Origin of the sequence: Rhizobium sp. BR 317, assembly GCF_047445835.1 — a bacterium.
GTDB lineage: Bacteria > Pseudomonadota > Alphaproteobacteria > Rhizobiales > Rhizobiaceae > Rhizobium > Rhizobium paranaense.
The window spans coordinates 56,813-72,772 of the sequence record NZ_JARWLB010000012.1 but is presented as its reverse complement, the minus strand read 5'-3'; the positions used below and the strand labels follow the sequence as shown (position 1 = coordinate 72,772).

The window sequence follows — 15,960 nt, the reverse complement described above, 5'->3', positions numbered from 1 at the left end:
CCTGCATCTATCGGCGAGCATCGTTTAGGCGCCGACGGTTTTCCTATTGATGAAACTGAAGGCGAGCACGGCGAGGATCAGCGTGCCGGTGCCCACCTGCTGCCAGTAGAAGTTCAGGCCGGTCAGCAGCAGGCCATTGGCAACGATGCTGAGCAGCAGGACGCCGAGAACGGTGCCTAGGACATTGGGCCTGCCGAGCGGCGATAGGGTGGTGCCGATGAAGGTCGCGCCGATGGCGTTCAGGAGGAACGCATTTCCGGAGGAGGGGATGTAGACCGTCACCGTCGCCGTCAGTATGAGTCCGGCTACAGCGGCAATCAGTCCGGCGAGAATGAAAGTGACGGCAACGGGGGCGCCAAGTCCGACGCCGGAATAGCGTACGACACTTGGCTGGATGCCAATTGAAACCACGATGCGTCCAAAGCGCGTGCGGGCTAACACCGCGGCCGAACCGGCTATGACCACGGCAGCGATCACCAGCGGCACCGGTACATTCGCGATTGTGCCGTGGCCGAGGAAGCGGAAGGCGGCGGGAACGCCCGAAGGCGGCAGATAGACCGGATTGCCGCCGTTGGTCAGTAGCTGCTGGAGACTGCGGCCGATGAACAGGGTACCTAGCGTCGCAAGAAATGGCGCGACACCGATCACGGAAACAAGGATTGCATTAAACGCGCCGACAAGCGCGCCAGCACCGAGGCCGGCAAGCAGAGCCAACGGCACCGGCTGGCCAGCCAGCACGAGGGAGACGAAGGCAAAGCTTGCAAAATCGACGGCCGTACCGACCGAAAGATCGATGCCACCCGAGGATACCGCAAAGGTCATGGCGATCGAGACGATGGCGAGCAGCGTGAAGTTGTTGACCAGAATGCTTTGCAGGTTGCCGGGTGTCAGGAACGTTGGCGCCAGAAGCGAGAAGACGGAGAAAACCGCGATGAGCGCAACGATCAGCCCATAGCGTGCAAGGCTGGTGACCGAGCGTCCGGCGAGGGTCGGAGCGGACATGTCATATCTCCCGTTTGCGCAGCAGTGTCGTGGCTGACACGACGATCAGGATGAGAAGGCCCTCAACGCCGCTGACGAGTGTGCTCGGCAGGTTCAGGAGCTGGAAACCGTTGGTGAGGAAGCCGACGAACAGCGCCGAAATCAGCGTTCCAGGAATGGTCGGCACCAGGCGGCGCGAAAAGACGGAGCCGAGGAGCGCGATGACGACGACGGGTAGAAGTGCCTCGCCCGATCCGGTCGTGCTGCCGCTGAGATAGGAGACCGACAGGATACCGGCAAAACCACCGCAGAACCCACTGGCAATGAAGGCGCCGGCAAGCAGGTGCTTGAGCGGCAGCCCGGCGGCGCGTGCCGCATCAGGAAACTCACCGATGGCGTAGAGCCTCAGACCGATCGGCGTGTATTGTACGATTGCCGTCGCGCCCGCCGTAAAGCCGATCAGCACATAGGCGAGAACGGGGATGCCGAAACTGTCGGACGCCGAAATTGCGGTGAGAAAATCGGTCGAAGCGGGCACGACGGTATTCTCTGTAAGCACAAGTTCGAGGCCGGCCACGATGTTCATGACCGCAAGCGTCGCGAGCAGCGGCACGATGCCCACGAACACGACGGCGGCAGCGTTGACCGCGCCGATCGCAAGTCCTGTCAGCAGAGCGGCGGCCGCGGCTGTGAGATCGCCGTAGCCGAGTTTGATCAGCGTGGCATAGACTGCGGCACTCAGACCCATATTGGCCGCTATCGAGAGGTCGATGCCACCGGTGACGACATTCGAGCCGCCGGCGATCAGCACCACCGTCAGCCCGATTGCCAGCACGCCCGAAAGCGCCGACTGGCCGAGAACATTGCCGATATTGCCGACCGAGAGGAAATAGGGTGCCGTCAGTGAGAACGCGGCGAGGATCGCGGCGAAAGCAAGCAGGGAGCCGAAGCGCAGGAAGGCCACGGCCGCCTTGCCGCTCGATTGCGGCGCGGACTTGGAGGACGCAGTGGGAAGAGGCGCATACTGAACGTCAGCCGACATGGCGCAATCCTTCCGAAGCGCCGGTCGAGATCGACAGCACTTCATCCGTTGTGGTTTTCGAGGAGTCGAGTTCGCGGATCAGCCGGCCGCGGAAGAAGACCAAAATCCGATCGGTGATGCCGACCAGCTCCGGCAGGTCGGAGGAGAGAACGATGACACCGGCGCCGCGGGCGGCAAGCTCGCCGATCAGCAAGTAGATATCGACCTTGGAGCCGATATCGACGCCGACAGTCGGCTCGTCCAAGAGATAGATTTCCGATTGACGGCTCAGCCATTTGGCGATTGCGACCTTCTGCTGATTGCCGCCCGAGAGCGTGCGGACAAGCGCATCACGTCCGGCGGTCTTGATCTGCAGCCGCTTGATCAGGTCGTTGGCATCGGAACGTTCACGCTTTTGATTGAGGAAGCCGAAGCGGCTGTAGCGGGAAAGGCTCGGAAGGGTGATATTCTCGGTCAGGCTCAGATCGAGGCCGACGCCGTGTCCGCGCCGATCTTCGGGAACAAGCGCAAGCTGGCGGCCGACGGCTTTTGCAGGGCTGTGCGGCTGCGCCGCTCGCCCCTCTATCTCGATTTTGCCGCTTGCCGCCTGCTCCAGACCGAATAGCGTTCGGATCAGGTCTTTGGCGCCGGACCCGAGCAGGCCGGTGATCCCCAGTACTTCCCCGCGTCGCAAGGTAAAACTGACATCGTCGAACCGGTTGGGCGCCGAAAGCGACCGGACATTCAGAATTGTCTCGCCCAGATCGACCTGGCGCTTTGGGAACATCTCCGCAATGTCGCGTTCGATCATCAGGCCGGCGATCGCCTTTGCAGAGGTTTCACCAATGGGCAGTGACGCCACATCCAGGCCGTTGCGTAGCACGGTGACGTGATCGCACAGCTTCTCGATTTCATTGAGGTAGTGCGAGATGTAGATGACGGTCACGCCTTCGTCGCGCAAGCGGCGGATCAGGCGGAAGAGGATGTCGGCCTCGCGCCGGACAAGTGCGGCCGTCGGTTCGTCGAAGACAAGAACTTTCGGCTTGCGGAGCAGTGCGCGGGTGATCTGGACGATCTGCCTTTCAGCGGTCGACAATTCACCGATCAGGGCGTTCTTTGGCAGGTCCACGCCGAAATAATTGGCGAGAAGCTCGCCGGCACGCCTCTGCATGGCGCGGCGATCAAGAAAAGGCGTGCCTCCAAGCCGCGTCTCGCGGCCAAGAAACAGCGCTTCGCCGACCGTGAATGTCGGAACCAGCAGCCGGTCTTGGTGGATGAAATGGATGCCGAGCTCTTGGCAGAGGTGTGGCGTCAGCCGGTCATAGGCCTTGTTTTCGATTTCGATCTGCCCCTCATCCGGCGTATGCAACCCGGCGAGCAGCTTGATCAGCGTCGATTTGCCGGCGCCATTTTGGCCGACGAGACCGTGGACGGCGCCGCGGCGAATGGCGAGCGATGCGCCAGCTAGTGCCTGTGCGCCGCCGAAACGTTTCACGACGCGGTTGAAGCGAATGATGACATCGTCATTCTCGGCCGGTAGCGTCGGGATGGATGCAGTCATGATGCAGCTTTCCGGAAAAAGGCGGACCTTGCGGCGTCGGGCCGCAAGGTCTGGTTTAGTGTCAACCGATGCCGAGCTTCTTGATGATCTCGCCAACGTTCTTCTTGTTGGCGAGCAGCGCCGGTACATAGGTCTCGCGCGGCAGCGTGTCGCCGCGAAGCAACTTGGCKACGTTGCGGATCGCCACACGGCCGATCTCGGCCGGCTGCTGAGCAGCATCGGCGCCAGCCGGCGAATTCGGATCGGCAACGAGCTGGAGAACCTCCGGGCTGCCGTCGACACCATAGGTGCGGATCTCATTGCGCCCGGCGGCGGCAATTGCCTGCGTTGCGCCGAGCTGCGGAATATCCCAGGCCGACCAGACGGCCTTGATCGAGCCCTTGTCCGGATTTTTATTGAGGATGGCTGTGATCTGCGTGAAGGCGTCCTGCACCGTATTGGGAATGACGTCACGCAGTTCCGGCTGGATGAGCTTCACCTTGGGAAAATACTTGATGACGTTGACGAGCTGGTCGTAGCGGATCGCGCAGGGCGTCACGCCATAGAAGCCGTTAAAGACGACGATATTGCCTTCCCCGCCGATGTCGGAGACGAGCTGCAGGGCGAGATCCTTGCCGATGCCCCAATTGTCCGACGTCGTGTTGTTGATCGAATTGGTCGAGCCGACATCGACGGTCAGCACCGGAATGCCGGCATCGCGGGCCTTCTTGAGCCAGGGATCGATAACGCTGAGCGTGCCGAGGATCTGCACCAGCGCATCCGGCTTCTGGGCAACCAATGTCTGAAGCTGGGCAATCAGCTTGCCGTCGTTGCGGCCGGCATCGACCGCAATCGGTTCACCGCCGAGCCGCTTCACCTCTTCGATCTGGGCGTTATAAACTTGAAGATCGAAATAGTGGTCGGTGCCGGTGGCGCTGATGGCGATGCGCTTGCCTTTAAGCGAAAGACCGTCGTCTTCGGCCCTTGCCGCAGGTGCAAGCAGCATGCCCGCGCCAGCAAACGTCGCTCCGGCGACTGCCGCGAGCTTCAAGATGTCCCGGCGCCCAAAGCCGCCCTCAAGTCCTTCATTCATGACGATGTCCTTTCGATCTAATAATCTATAAACTATATAGATTTTATTGTAATAAGAGGTACGTTATTCCAAAAGCATTCGGTCGCGGGAAATTTCTGAGGCCGAATGCTGGACTCAGCGATCGGCGTTGCGGCCAGGGCCGTAGGTCAGCGCCAGCGCGCCGACGAGTACGGCGCCTTTGACGAAATCCTGCGTGTAATAGGGAGCATTCAGCATGGTGAGGCCGTTTAGCAGCACACCGACAAAGACGGCGCCGGCGACTGTGCCGAGCACATTCGGGCGGCGCAGGTTGAGGACGGCAAAGCCGATCAATGCGGCAGCKACCGAGTCCATCAGCAGGGACCCGCCGGAGGAGACATCGCCACGCCCGACGCGGGCGGCGATCACGATGCCGCCGAGCGCTGCCAGCGTTCCCGAGATGACATAGGCAAGCGTCTTCAGCCGCCTCGTGGAAGCGCCGGCAAGCCGCGTCGCCACCTCATTGCCGCCGGTGGCAAACAGCAGCCGGCCGATGCGCGTGCGCTCGGTCAGCACGAAGAGGACGATGGCGACGACCGCCATCAGCACGACGGAAACGGGCAGGGTACCGAACAGGCTATAGCGGCCGATCAGCAGGAAGGCGGGATCATAGCTGCCGGTCGCCTTGGAGCCGTCGGGCAGGACCAAGCCTGCCGAGATGGAGCGCCCAGCCGTCGGAATGAGCTGCAGACCTGACAGCAGGAACATCACGGCGAGCGTGGCCAGCAGATCAGGCACACGCAGGCGCACGATGAGAAAGGCGTTGATAAGCCCGACGGCAGCGCCGAATGCAAGCACCAGCGGCGCGGTGGCGAAGGCATTCAGATGCCAGACGATCATGGCGTAGCTGGCCGCCATGACGCTGGAGGCAGCAACCGCGCCKATCGACAGGTCGAAGCCACCGACGGCGAGCGTTACGGTGACTCCGGCGCCGAGGATCGCAACGACGGATACGGCTTGCAGGATGCTCATCAGGTTGCCGATATTGATGAACGCCGGTTCGGCGTAGGTGAAGCCGATCACCATGAGCCCAAGCAGGATGAAGACCGCACCGGCGCGCAGGAAACTGCCKAGCGCTACCGCTGGGTTGTTCCGGTCATAGTTTTCCGGTGTTGCGCCGGCCTTTGGCAGCGCCTCGTCATCGATGGTCGTCATGCGGAAATTCCCTGTAGGGCTGAAGAAGAGGCGAAATCGGCGGCAACTGGCCGCAGCGTGTGACGGTCGATGGTCAGAATGCGGTCGGCGACCTCGTAGGCCTCTTCGGGATCGGATGTTGCGATCAGCGTGGCACGGTCGGTGCGAGCGCGGATCGCCTGGATGATATCGTGGCGGGCGCCGACATCGACGCCCTGGAAAGGTTCGTCGAGCAGCAGCAGCCGGCTCGGTTCGGCCTCCCAGCGGGCGATCACCGCCTTTTGCTGGTTGCCGCCCGACAGCGTCCAGACGGAGGCGAGTGCACCGGTGGCCTTGATGCCAAGGCGGGAAATCGCCTTTTCAGCCTCACGCCGCTCGCGGCCGCCGAAAAGCAGACCGCGCGGATACCACTTGGCAAGATGCGGCAGGCTGATAGTGGCGGCCAGCGAATTGCCGGGCCAGGCGGCCGGCATGAGCGACGAGCGATGGCGGTCTTCCGCCGCCATGGCGACACCTCCGGCAATTGCATCGGCCGGCGATCTCGGTCGATAGGGTCTGCCGTCAAGCCGCATCTCGCCGCCGGCAAAGCCTCCCACGCCGAAGATCGCCGAGAGCAGGCGGCTCTTGCCGGCACCGAGCACGCCGGTTATTGCGACGACCTCGCCCTCGTGCAGGGTCAGATCAAAGGGCCTGCTCGTCGGTAGAAGACGCATGGCGCGCATCTCGAAGATGGCCGGGCCAGTCGCCGGTCGCGCATCCGGTCTCGCCGCTTCTAGCCTGCGGCCGATCATCATTTCGATGGCGCTCGGAAAATCGATAGGGCGGGAGAAGCTGCCGACGATACGGCCGCCGCGCGTGACGAGCGCCCGATCGGCAATCGCTTCGAGATCGGCAGTCCTGTGGGAGATATAGAGGATCGCAAGGCCCCGCGCCCGAAGGCTGAGCAGGATATCGAACAGGCGCCGGCTCTCCTCGGCCGAAAGGCTTGCGGTCGGCTCGTCGAGGATCAGCAATTCAGCCTTGTTCGATAACGCGCGGGCGATTGCAGCGAGTTGCCGGTCCGCAGCGGAGAGGTCGCCGAAATCCCTGTCGAGCGGCAGCGAGAAACCAGCGGTATCGAGCATTGCGCGCGCTTCGCGACGCACGCTTGCTCGCGAGACGAAGAAGGGCGTGCCCCGCTCGGCGAAGCGATGCAGAAGAAGCGCATCGGCGACCGTCAGACCGGCTGCTCCGACAAGATCGGTGGACTGATGCACAGTCACGACCCCGGCCTTCGCCGCCTCGGACGGGGTTTTGGGCGAAAAGGGCCGGCCGTTCAGTCTGATCGCGCCGCCGTCGGCCGAAAGCACGCCCGACAGTATTTTCACCAGCGTCGATTTGCCCGCGCCGTTGGCGCCCATCAGTGCGACGATCTCGCCGCGTTCAATGGAGAAATTTGCGCCTGAGAGCGCGCGCGTGGACCCGAAACTGCGGGTGACGTTTTCGACATGAAGAAGTGGCATCGGGCAAATCCGAATTTGCATTCGAGCCGCAATATTGGCCTGCGGGGTGCCTGATCTTCGAGGCAAGCCTTTGCCGAGGGAATGCGCGGCGGGAATAAAGAATCTCCTGAAGCGCGGAAAATCGGATCATTTAATCTACTAAAAAGATAGAGTTTATATCTAATGAATTCATGCGTCGCGAGGAGTTGCCAACCTGTCAGACGACGCTTCCGATTGATCAGAAGGATCGCGACGATGAAATCCCTCGCACGGCTGGCGCTCTCCGCAGCCGCAATCTCTTTTTCCCTCTATCAGCCTTCCTTTGCCGCTGGCCTCAGCGGCGCGCCTGCCCCCTTCGACAAGGGCGGCGTCAAGGTTGCGCTGATCAGCTATATCTCGGCCGGCGACTTCTTCCAGGCCTATCAGTCGGGCGCGGAAGCCCAGGCCAAGGCGCTCGATATAGACCTGCGCGTCTTCCCAGGCCGGCAGGATGCAGCCGAGCATCGCGAACAGATCCTTCAAGCGATCAATCTCGGTGTCGCCGGGATCGTCATCGACCATGGCTTGCCGGAATCGCTCAGCGATGTCGTTCAGCAGGCGCTGGACAAAGGCATCAAGGTCGTCGCCTTCGACGTCAACCTGAACAACCCCAGGATTCCGCAGGTGGAGCAGAGCGACCACGAGCTTGCCGAGCACGCGCTGGAGCAGGTGGTGAAGGACAACGGCAAGAGCTTCAAAGCCGGCTATGTCTATGTTGCCGGCTTCGCGCCGCTCGACCGTCGCAACGAAGTCTGGGAGAAGTTCAAGTCGGAGAATTCCGGCGTGGTCGAAAAGGCCCGCTTCGGCAATGTCAGCGATACGACGGCGACCTCGACCGCCGACCAGGCCAAGGCTGCCTTGACCGCCAATCCTGACATCAGCGTCGTCTTCGCGCCATATGACGAATTTGCCCGCGGCGTGAAGCTTGCGGCGAACGATCTCGGTATTGCGGGCAAGCTGAAGATCTATTCGGCCGACGTGTCGACCGCCGATATTCAGGAGATCACCGAAGAAGGTAGCCCGTGGGTCGCGACGGTCGCGACCAATCCCGCCGTCGTCGGCGCCGTTTCCGTTCGGGCCGCAGCTCTCCAGATTGCCGGCGTGGAGATTCCCCATCAGATCACCGTCAAGCCKACATTGCTGACGCAGGAAAGCCTGCGCGCGGCCGGCGTCAAGACGATCGAGGATCTGGCGCAGAAGGTCCCGGCCTTCAACACGAGCGACGCGATAACCGCGAGCTGGATTCCGGACAAGCTTTTCTAAGCTGCGACGCTCGATCTTCCGGCGGGGGCGTGCGGCCCCCGTCGATCCATTTTTCAGAAACTGGAGTTCCGACCCATGAGCCAGTCCAATGTCGTCTTCGCGACCAATCGCAGCACGACGCGAGAGGACCTCTTTGCCCGCGCCGAAGAAATCTCGGCCAGCCTTACCAAACGCGCCCCGGAGCTTGACCGCGAAGGCCGCCCGCCGCGTGATGAAATCGTCAAACTCAAGAATGCTGGTCTGCTGAATGCCCTGCATCCGACGCAGATCGGCGGTGGCGGGCTCGATTGGGTTGATGGGCTGCGGCTGGTACGCATCCTCGCGCGCGGCGAAAGCTCCATCGGCCAGCTTCTTGGCTATCACTACGTCAACAGCCAATACGTCTATTGGGCGCTCGATGAAGCGCGCGCCCATGCGCTGGGTTCTGAAACCGTTGTGAAGAACCTCTATTGGGGCGCGGCCGTCAATCCGCGCGATCCGGGCCTTGTTCTCACCCACCGTGGCAACGGTTACGTGCTGAATGGGCGCAAGTCCTTCTCCACGGCAGCCCATGTTTCCGACTACATCAACGCCAATGCCGCACTCGACGACAAGGTCGTCGGTTTTGCCGTGCCGACCAGCCGGCCGGGCTATACGGCCAATGACGATTGGGACAATTTCGGCCAGCGGCTATCCGACAGTGGCAGCGTAGAATTCCATGATTTCCCTGTCTATGAAGAGGATTTTGTTGGTGCTCCGACCGCCCCCGACGCGGCTCCGTCGGTGCTTTCGACCTTCAACACCCCGTTCATCCAGCTCGTCTTCGTCAATTTCTATCTGGGTACAGCCGAGGGGGCGCTTCGAGCTGCCGTCGACTATGTGCGCGCGACAACACGTCCCTGGGTGACGTCAGGTGTCGCGCGTGCTGCCGATGACCCCTATATCCTTGAGCGGGTTGGCGAGTTCACCGCCGCGCTCAAGGCATCCGTCGCGTTGGCGGATACGGCGGCTGCCGCAGTGCAGGCAGGGCTTGCAAAGGGCCATGCCGTCACGGCCCGCGAGCGTGGCGAAGCGGCTGCGGCTGCCTATGCAGCCAAGGTGCACGCCACCCATGTCTCGCTCGATATCACCTCCCGCGTCTTCGAGTTGACCGGCGCACGCTCGACGGCAGAGAAACATCGCTTCGACCGTTTCTGGCGCAACGTGCGAACCCATACGCTGCATGACCCGGTTTTCTACAAGGCCAAGGAAGTCGGCGAATTCGTGCTGAACGACAAAATCCCGGAAGTCAGTCTCTATAGCTGAGGTCAGGCATATCGTTCACAAGACAAACCCCATTCCCGGCGGGCGGGGATGGGGTTTTCATTTTTCGGGGGCAAATCAGAGCGCGCCGTTCTTCGGCGGTATCACCCCGTTCAGATGGTAGTTGCCGACGACGTGGTACTTCCAGCGCACAGGATCGTGCAGCGTATGGGTGCGCGCATTGCGCCAGTGGCGATCGAGATTGAGGCCGATCTGCACAGAGGAAGTTCCGGCAAGCTCGAAGAGCGTGCTCGAGGCCTCAAGCGCCACCTCGGTCGTCAGCACCTTGGCGGCGACAACTGCAAGCGTCGCTTCGACAACGGTCGCTTCCGTCGTCTCGATCTGGGCCGCATCGACCTTGCGGCCGGCGTGTTCGATCAGTGCTGTCGCGGCCTCCAGCCGGATCGCGATCTGCCCAACCTTCGATATCGTCAGCGGATCGTCGGCGGCGCGCTCCACGCCACTATTCATCCAGGGGCGCGATTTGGTGCGCACGAATTCCAGGGTTTCGGCAAAGGCGGCGCGCGCGATGCCGAGATCGATGCCGGCATGGATGATCTGGCCGACGGAGCCGATCGTCGTCGGCCGCTCGAAGCCCTTATGATGAAGAACGACGGAATCAGCGTGGACATAGACGTTGTTGAAGATCGTCGTACCGCTGCCCGTCGTGCGCTGCCCGAAGCCGTCCCAGTCGTCGATAATCTCGACACCTTCAGTACCTTTGGGCACGAAGGCCATCACCATCTGGTCCTCTTCATTCAGCGCAAAAACCGTGACCCAGTCGGCAAACAGAACGCCGGTCGAGTAATATTTGGTGCCGTTGATGCGATAGCCGGGTCCGTCCCGCGTTACGCGGGTATTGTAGTGCCCGACTGTCTTCGTGCCGCGCTCGGAAAGCGCATTGCCGAAACGGTCGCCGGCGAGCGCTCGACCGAAGAAATACCGCTGCTGCTCCTCGCTACCGTCCGTGCGCAGCGCCTCCAGAATGTAGAAGTGGTTTTGTGGGATCTGGCCGATCGAGCCATCTGCTTCCGCGAGAATCGCGGTCACCTCCGCCAGGACTGCGTTCGAGACGTCGATCCCACCATATTCCATGGGAATAGCGATCGCCAAAAGGCCGGATTGCGAAAGCTGGTCGAGTTCGGCGAAGGGCAACCGGCGTTCCGCATCGCGGTCCGCGGCGGTGGCGGCAAATTGGGCGGCGAGCCTGCGCGCGGTCTCAAGCGCCTCGTCAGGACTTGCAATTCGATTTACTGCAGGCTGGGTTATGTGAATGACAATGGGCGCGCCCATGCCTTAGCTCCTTGTTCTGCCGGCAGACATTGGAAGCGTCCGGCGTGTTTTCGACCTCGGCGCAGCGGTCAGCGCCTTCGGGTCCAATCTAGGCACCAAGCAGGTCGAGCGAGCAAAGGCATAATTTCTATAAATAATATAGATTATAAAACGCCGTTTCTCCAAAGGACCAGGCGCCTCGCATAGGCTCGCGGCTCCATCGAAAAGGGAGAAGACTTCGGGTCAAGAGAGGGCCGCCGCGGGTGAAGGCTGCGTCAGTGCGCCTTCGCCGCAAGCTGCCGGACAACATCCAGGAGCATGTTCGCTCCCGCGATCAAGTCCGCATCGGATGTGCTTTCCTTCGGATTGTGGCTGATGCCGCCAATGCTGGGGACGAAGATCATCGCGGCAGGCGCAATCCTCGCAATCATCTGTGCATCGTGCCCGGCACCGGACGTCATGCGCCGGCATGAGTGACCGCGGCTCTTCGCAGCGCCTTCGATCATCTCAACGATATTCCGATCGAACTGCACCGGCTCGAAACGAGCCAGACCCTCGACTTCGATCGAGACGCCTTCCTGGCGCTCAAGCTCGTCCAGAAAGGCAGCCAGTGCGGCCTCTTCTTGTTGCAGGCGGCTTTCGTCCGGATCCCGCAGATCGACCGTGAACACAGCTCGTGACGGAATGACGTTGATGGCATTCGGCTGGAATTCCATGCACCCGACCGTAGCGACCGTCGGCGTGTTGGAGTTCTTCGCCCGGTCCCGAAGGAAGGTAATCACCCGTGCGGCAACATAGCCTGCGTCGCGCCGCATCGAGATCGGCGTCGTGCCTGCGTGGTTCGCGTCGCCCTCGATCGTCACCTTCTGCCAGGATATGCCCTGCAGATTTTCGACGGCACCGATCTGGACGCCTTCGCGCTCGAGCACCGGACCCTGCTCGATGTGCAGCTCGATATAGGCATAGGGACGCATGAAGCCCGGTTCATGCGCTCCATCGTAGCCGATGCGTTCCAGTTCCCTGCCAAGGACGCTGCCGTCCGTGCCGACCGTCGCCAGCGCGATCTCGGCATCGAGACCGCCCGCGTAGACGAGCGATCCCATCATATCCGGAGCGTAACGGACGCCTTCCTCGTTGGTGAATGCCGCCACCACGATTGGCTGCGACGGCTCGAATCCGGCCTCCAGGAGTGTCTCTATCACCTCAAGTCCCGACAGCACGCCGTAGCATCCGTCATAGATGCCCGCATTGATGACGGTGTCGATGTGAGAGCCGAGCATGAGGGGCGCCTCCTCGGTCACGCCGGCTGGCTTCCATATCCCGAAAATGTTGCCGATGCGGTCGACGGCAAGTTCCAGCCCTGCCTGCTCGATCCAGGAGACGAACTTGTCGCGGCCCAGCTTTTCGGAGTCCGTCGCAGCGAGGCGGACGAGTTGACCGCCGCTATCCCGGCCGATGTTACCGAGTTCCACCAGACGGCCGAGCAGCCGCGCGGGATGGATCGAATTGTCGCTCATCCCGCGACCCTTTCCATATTTCTTGACAGAACTTCTGAGGGCGTCGCTCCGATGAGCTTTTCATAGAGGTTCGGGTCCGTCGCGCCTTCAGTGTTGATCAGGAATATGCGCGACTGCGGTCCGAGACCGATCTTCTCGCGCAGTGCCTTGTCGGCGGCCAGGTTCAGAAGGGCAGCAAGCCCKACGCCGCCGCTTTCGCCCGCGACCATCGCAGGGTCGGAACCCCTAGGATTGGCCAGGAGCTTCATGGCCGCGATCGCCTCGGAGTCTTCAACTGCCATGAATGCGTCGGCGGTCCGCGAAAGGATGCGCCAGGCGACCAAGGACGGCTCATAGCATTCGAGCATCGCCATCACCGTGGCTTCGCCATGCTCGACCTTGACCGGATGACCGGCACGGGCGGTCTCGAAAAGGCAGGCCGCACGAGACGGATCGACGACGACGAAATAGGGGCGAGCGTCTCCAAGGAGGATGGAGAAATGGCCAGCCACCGTCGCGGCGATGCCGCCGACGCCTGCCTGCACGAACACATGGGTCGGCGGTTCCGGCATCTGCCGAAGCGCTTCGCTGAGAAGGGCGGTGTATCCTTGCATGACGAAGCCGGGGATGCGCTCGTAGCCGGGCCAGGATGTGTCTGAGACGGTGATCCAGCCCTTCTTTTCGGCGACGCGGGCAGCCTCGTGAACCGAGTCATCATAGTTGCCGTTTACGCGGATCATGTCGGCCCCGTAGCGCGCGATTGCAGCGACGCGTTGGGCGCTGACACCCGAATGAACGAAGATCGAGCACTTCGCACCGACGAACTGCGCACCCATGGCCACCGAGCGGCCATGGTTTCCGTCGGTTGCGCAGGCGAATGTCATCTTGGCGGCCACGGCCTTCACGTCGTCATTCTGCAGCTCGGAGACATCCACCTCTCGACCAAACTCTTTCGAGGCTTCCTCAAGGACAAGCCGGATTACGGCATACGAGCCGCCAAGTGCCTTGAAGCTTCCGAGGCCAAGCCGATGTCCTTCGTCCTTGATGACAATCGATCCCACTCCGATTTTGCGCGCGAGTGCCGGCAATGAGACGAGGGGAGTGACGTTGTGGCCTTCGCGATGCCGCAGGAAGCGCTCAACTTCGTTGGCTGCCTCGGCACTCAGAATCTCGGCGTCTCCAGCCTCTAATGGCGTGCGATAATCGGCTTGGTCGTTCAGCATGAACATCGTCGAGACGTCCTCTTTGAGTTGATGGTGAATGAGAATTACTTCATCGCGAACGAGAAAGGCGCTCCATTTTGACGCCATTTATGCAACATTCGCTCGCGGAGGCGAGGCAAATGGGGGTGAATCGCCAATTGAAGGTGAAATCCTGAAGTCCACAAAGGAACGGAACATGCCGGAAAAGACGCGCGCCGATATGGTCGAACTCGATCGCTTCGACCTCGCGATCCTCGAAATTCTGCAGTGCGACAACAAGACGCCGCAGCGGTCGATCGCCGAGGCGATCGGCTTGTCGGCCCCGGCGGTCCAGCGGCGTGTGAAGCGGATGGAGGAAACCGGGACGATCATGGCCAATGTCGCGGTCGTCAACCCCTCACACGTTCGCCAAGAGATCACGGTGTTCGTCGAAGTGGAGATGCATAGCGAGCATAAGGACATGCACGACCAGGCCAAAAAGGCCTTCAGCGAAGCACCCGAGGTGCAGCAGTGCTACTATGTCACCGGGGAGGTGGACTTCATCCTCCTCGTCGTCGTCCGGACGATGGCAGACTACGAGGCCATGACCAGACGCCTGTTCTTCGCCAACAACAACGTAAAGCGCTTCCGCAGCTTCGTCGCGATGGACAGGGTGAAGGTAGGCCTGAACGTTTCCCTCGATAGCCGCCGAAACCGCACCTGAAGGAGCGGCGCGCATGTACGCCCGAACTGATCGTCGGGCGCGGTCTGGTTCGTTTCTCTGCCTATGGCGATCGGTTGGGAGCGGAGAAGAATTCTCAGTAGACGCGAAGACGTTCGCGGACGAATTCGCGGTGCAGGCTCGCTCCTAAAGGCAAGAGCGCGTCATTGAAGTCGAAGTTCGGATTGTGGAGTGGAGCGGAATCCTCACCGTTTCCTATGAACACGAAACAGCCGGGAACCTGCTCCAGGAAACGTGCGAAGTCTTCGGAAGCAGTCATCGGCTCGCGAGCAACGCGGACCTTGTCATCGCCTAAAACCTTGCGGGCCGCGGCGAAGGACACATTCACGAGTTCCTCGTCGTTCAGGGTGGGAACGAATTCCCTGGTGTAATTGACTTCGACCGCCACGTTGTAGGCAAGGGCCGTTCCTTCGGCGATGATGCGCATCTGCTTTTCGATATCGCTGCTCACCTCCGGGCGGAAGCTCCGCGCATCGCCCAGGATCCGGGCAAGACCCGGAAGCGCATTTCGCGTTCCGTCCGTCAAAAGCTCCGTTGCCGAGACAACTGCGATGTCGCCGGGGCTCAGCCGGCGCGAGACGATCGTCTGCAGATTGGTGACAAGGGCACACGCCGCAACGAGAACTTCGCTTCCTGCCTGCGGTTTGGAGGCGTGACCTCCGACCCCGCGCAGGATGATCTCGAAATTGTCCTCGGCCGACATGATCGGACCGGCCTTGGTCTCGAAGGTGCCGACGGGCATCCCCGGCATGTTGTGGATGCCGAATATTTCCTCGAACGGAAAGCGTTCCAGAAGGCCGTCCGACAACATGGCCAGCGCCCCTTTTCCCCATTCCTCGGCAGGCTGGAACACGAACCGGACGGTTCCGTCGAAGTCATCGTCTTCGACGAGCATCTTCGCGGCCCCAAGAAGCATCGCCGTGTGCCCGTCATGTCCGCACGCATGCATGACGCCCGGCGTCTGCGACTTGTAGCTAAAGCTGTTGTTCTCAGGGATCCTCAGGGCGTCCATATCTGCTCTAAGGGCGATTGAACGATTACCCGATCCGCGCGTCAGGGTACCCACCACCCCTGTCCCGCCGATACCCTCGGCGACGTCGTCCAATCCGAACTCTCGCAGTTTCCCGGCGACGAAAGCGGCTGTTTCTTTTTCTTCGAAGCCGAATTCGGGATGGGCGTGAAGATGACGGCGCCAGGCGGTCATTTCCTCATGGAGTAGCTGCATCTCGAAACCCATTCGTTTCCTCCTCGTAGACGCGGATACGCCATCCGGCACAAACACGACTTGCTCGAGGACAAGTCGGCATGCTCCGGGCTGCGGCGGCTCTTTCAACGAGTAGCGCATTCCCGATGATTTAACCGCTGTATTTTAGTCGCCGTTTTGAAACAAAAACTCGGTTGTGCTGCCAAAGGAGGAG

General features: G+C 61.4%; 13 protein-coding genes. 3 read left to right on the top strand and 10 right to left on the bottom strand.

What is annotated here, in order from left to right; all coding sequences use genetic code 11:
• Positions 1 to 24: 24 nt before the first annotated feature.
• The 6 genes from QD357_RS19525 to QD357_RS19500 all read right to left on the bottom strand — a co-directional run bounded on the left by QD357_RS19525 (position 25) and on the right by QD357_RS19500 (position 7,289).
• Positions 25 to 1,002, bottom strand: a complete 978-nt coding sequence (locus QD357_RS19525; RefSeq protein WP_414124820.1) for an ABC transporter permease — start codon at positions 1,000 to 1,002, stop codon at positions 25 to 27.
• A 1-nt stretch (position 1,003) separates the two neighbouring features.
• A complete protein-coding gene (locus QD357_RS19520) occupies positions 1,004 to 2,023 on the bottom strand; it encodes an ABC transporter permease (RefSeq protein WP_414124819.1) in 1,020 nt (339 codons plus the stop codon).
• Positions 2,013 to 3,563: a sugar ABC transporter ATP-binding protein gene (locus QD357_RS19515; protein WP_414124818.1), complete on the bottom strand. Its 1,551-nt coding sequence runs from the start codon at positions 3,561 to 3,563 to the stop codon at positions 2,013 to 2,015. Before QD357_RS19515 ends, QD357_RS19520 begins: the two co-directional genes overlap by 11 nt.
• Before the next feature lie 61 nt (positions 3,564 to 3,624).
• Complete coding sequence (locus QD357_RS19510; protein WP_183938803.1) at positions 3,625 to 4,635, bottom strand: sugar ABC transporter substrate-binding protein; 1,011 nt, start codon at positions 4,633 to 4,635, stop codon at positions 3,625 to 3,627.
• Positions 4,636 to 4,749: 114 nt separating this feature from the next.
• A complete protein-coding gene (locus QD357_RS19505; RefSeq protein ID WP_183938804.1) occupies positions 4,750 to 5,808 on the bottom strand; it encodes an ABC transporter permease in 1,059 nt (352 codons plus the stop codon).
• On the bottom strand, positions 5,805 to 7,289 hold the full coding sequence (locus QD357_RS19500; protein WP_414124817.1) for a sugar ABC transporter ATP-binding protein: 1,485 nt from the start codon (positions 7,287 to 7,289) through the stop codon (positions 5,805 to 5,807). Before QD357_RS19500 ends, QD357_RS19505 begins: the two co-directional genes overlap by 4 nt.
• A 234-nt stretch (positions 7,290 to 7,523) precedes the next feature.
• Between QD357_RS19500 and QD357_RS19495 the strand changes: the two genes are divergently transcribed.
• A complete protein-coding gene (locus QD357_RS19495) occupies positions 7,524 to 8,570 on the top strand; it encodes a substrate-binding domain-containing protein (RefSeq protein ID WP_414124816.1) in 1,047 nt (348 codons plus the stop codon).
• Between the two features lie 75 nt (positions 8,571 to 8,645).
• The gene (locus QD357_RS19490) at positions 8,646 to 9,854 is read left to right on the top strand and encodes an acyl-CoA dehydrogenase family protein (RefSeq protein ID WP_183938807.1); all 1,209 of its coding nucleotides are present in this window, start codon (positions 8,646 to 8,648) and stop codon (positions 9,852 to 9,854) included.
• Between the two features lie 75 nt (positions 9,855 to 9,929).
• Here the strand turns inward: QD357_RS19490 and QD357_RS19485 are convergent, their stop codons facing one another.
• From QD357_RS19485 to QD357_RS19475, 3 genes are all read right to left on the bottom strand, one after another.
• A complete protein-coding gene (locus QD357_RS19485; RefSeq protein WP_183938808.1) occupies positions 9,930 to 11,144 on the bottom strand; it encodes an SfnB family sulfur acquisition oxidoreductase in 1,215 nt (404 codons plus the stop codon).
• Positions 11,145 to 11,398: 254 nt separating this feature from the next.
• Positions 11,399 to 12,640: a Zn-dependent hydrolase gene (locus tag QD357_RS19480; protein WP_414124814.1), complete on the bottom strand. Its 1,242-nt coding sequence runs from the start codon at positions 12,638 to 12,640 to the stop codon at positions 11,399 to 11,401.
• Positions 12,637 to 13,848: a diaminopropionate ammonia-lyase gene (locus QD357_RS19475; RefSeq protein ID WP_414124813.1), complete on the bottom strand. Its 1,212-nt coding sequence runs from the start codon at positions 13,846 to 13,848 to the stop codon at positions 12,637 to 12,639. Before QD357_RS19475 ends, QD357_RS19480 begins: the two co-directional genes overlap by 4 nt.
• A 169-nt stretch (positions 13,849 to 14,017) precedes the next feature.
• Here QD357_RS19475 and QD357_RS19470 point away from each other — a divergent pair, with 169 nt between their 5' ends.
• Complete coding sequence (locus QD357_RS19470) at positions 14,018 to 14,524, top strand: Lrp/AsnC family transcriptional regulator (protein WP_414124812.1); 507 nt, start codon at positions 14,018 to 14,020, stop codon at positions 14,522 to 14,524.
• A gap of 94 nt (positions 14,525 to 14,618) precedes the next feature.
• Here QD357_RS19470 and QD357_RS19465 read toward each other — a convergent pair whose 3' ends face one another.
• The gene (locus tag QD357_RS19465) at positions 14,619 to 15,779 is read right to left on the bottom strand and encodes a M20 aminoacylase family protein (protein WP_414124811.1); all 1,161 of its coding nucleotides are present in this window, start codon (positions 15,777 to 15,779) and stop codon (positions 14,619 to 14,621) included.
• Between the last annotated feature and the right edge of the window lie 181 nt (positions 15,780 to 15,960).

What these genes read in the sequence shown, in the direction of transcription:
- QD357_RS19525 (WP_414124820.1), bottom strand. Translation starts at nt 1,002, where the DNA reads ATGTCCGCTCCGACCCTCGCCGGACGCTCGGTCACCAGCCTTGCACGC.
- QD357_RS19520 (WP_414124819.1), bottom strand. Translation starts at nt 2,023, where the DNA reads ATGTCGGCTGACGTTCAGTATGCGCCTCTTCCCACTGCGTCCTCCAAG.
- QD357_RS19515 (WP_414124818.1), bottom strand. Translation starts at nt 3,563, where the DNA reads ATGACTGCATCCATCCCGACGCTACCGGCCGAGAATGACGATGTCATC.
- QD357_RS19500 (WP_414124817.1), bottom strand. Translation starts at nt 7,289, where the DNA reads ATGCCACTTCTTCATGTCGAAAACGTCACCCGCAGTTTCGGGTCCACG.
- QD357_RS19490 (WP_183938807.1), top strand. Translation starts at nt 8,646, where the DNA reads ATGAGCCAGTCCAATGTCGTCTTCGCGACCAATCGCAGCACGACGCGA.
- QD357_RS19485 (WP_183938808.1), bottom strand. Translation starts at nt 11,144, where the DNA reads ATGGGCGCGCCCATTGTCATTCACATAACCCAGCCTGCAGTAAATCGA.
- QD357_RS19480 (WP_414124814.1), bottom strand. Translation starts at nt 12,640, where the DNA reads ATGAGCGACAATTCGATCCATCCCGCGCGGCTGCTCGGCCGTCTGGTG.
- QD357_RS19470 (WP_414124812.1), top strand. Translation starts at nt 14,018, where the DNA reads ATGCCGGAAAAGACGCGCGCCGATATGGTCGAACTCGATCGCTTCGAC.
- QD357_RS19465 (WP_414124811.1), bottom strand. Translation starts at nt 15,779, where the DNA reads ATGGGTTTCGAGATGCAGCTACTCCATGAGGAAATGACCGCCTGGCGC.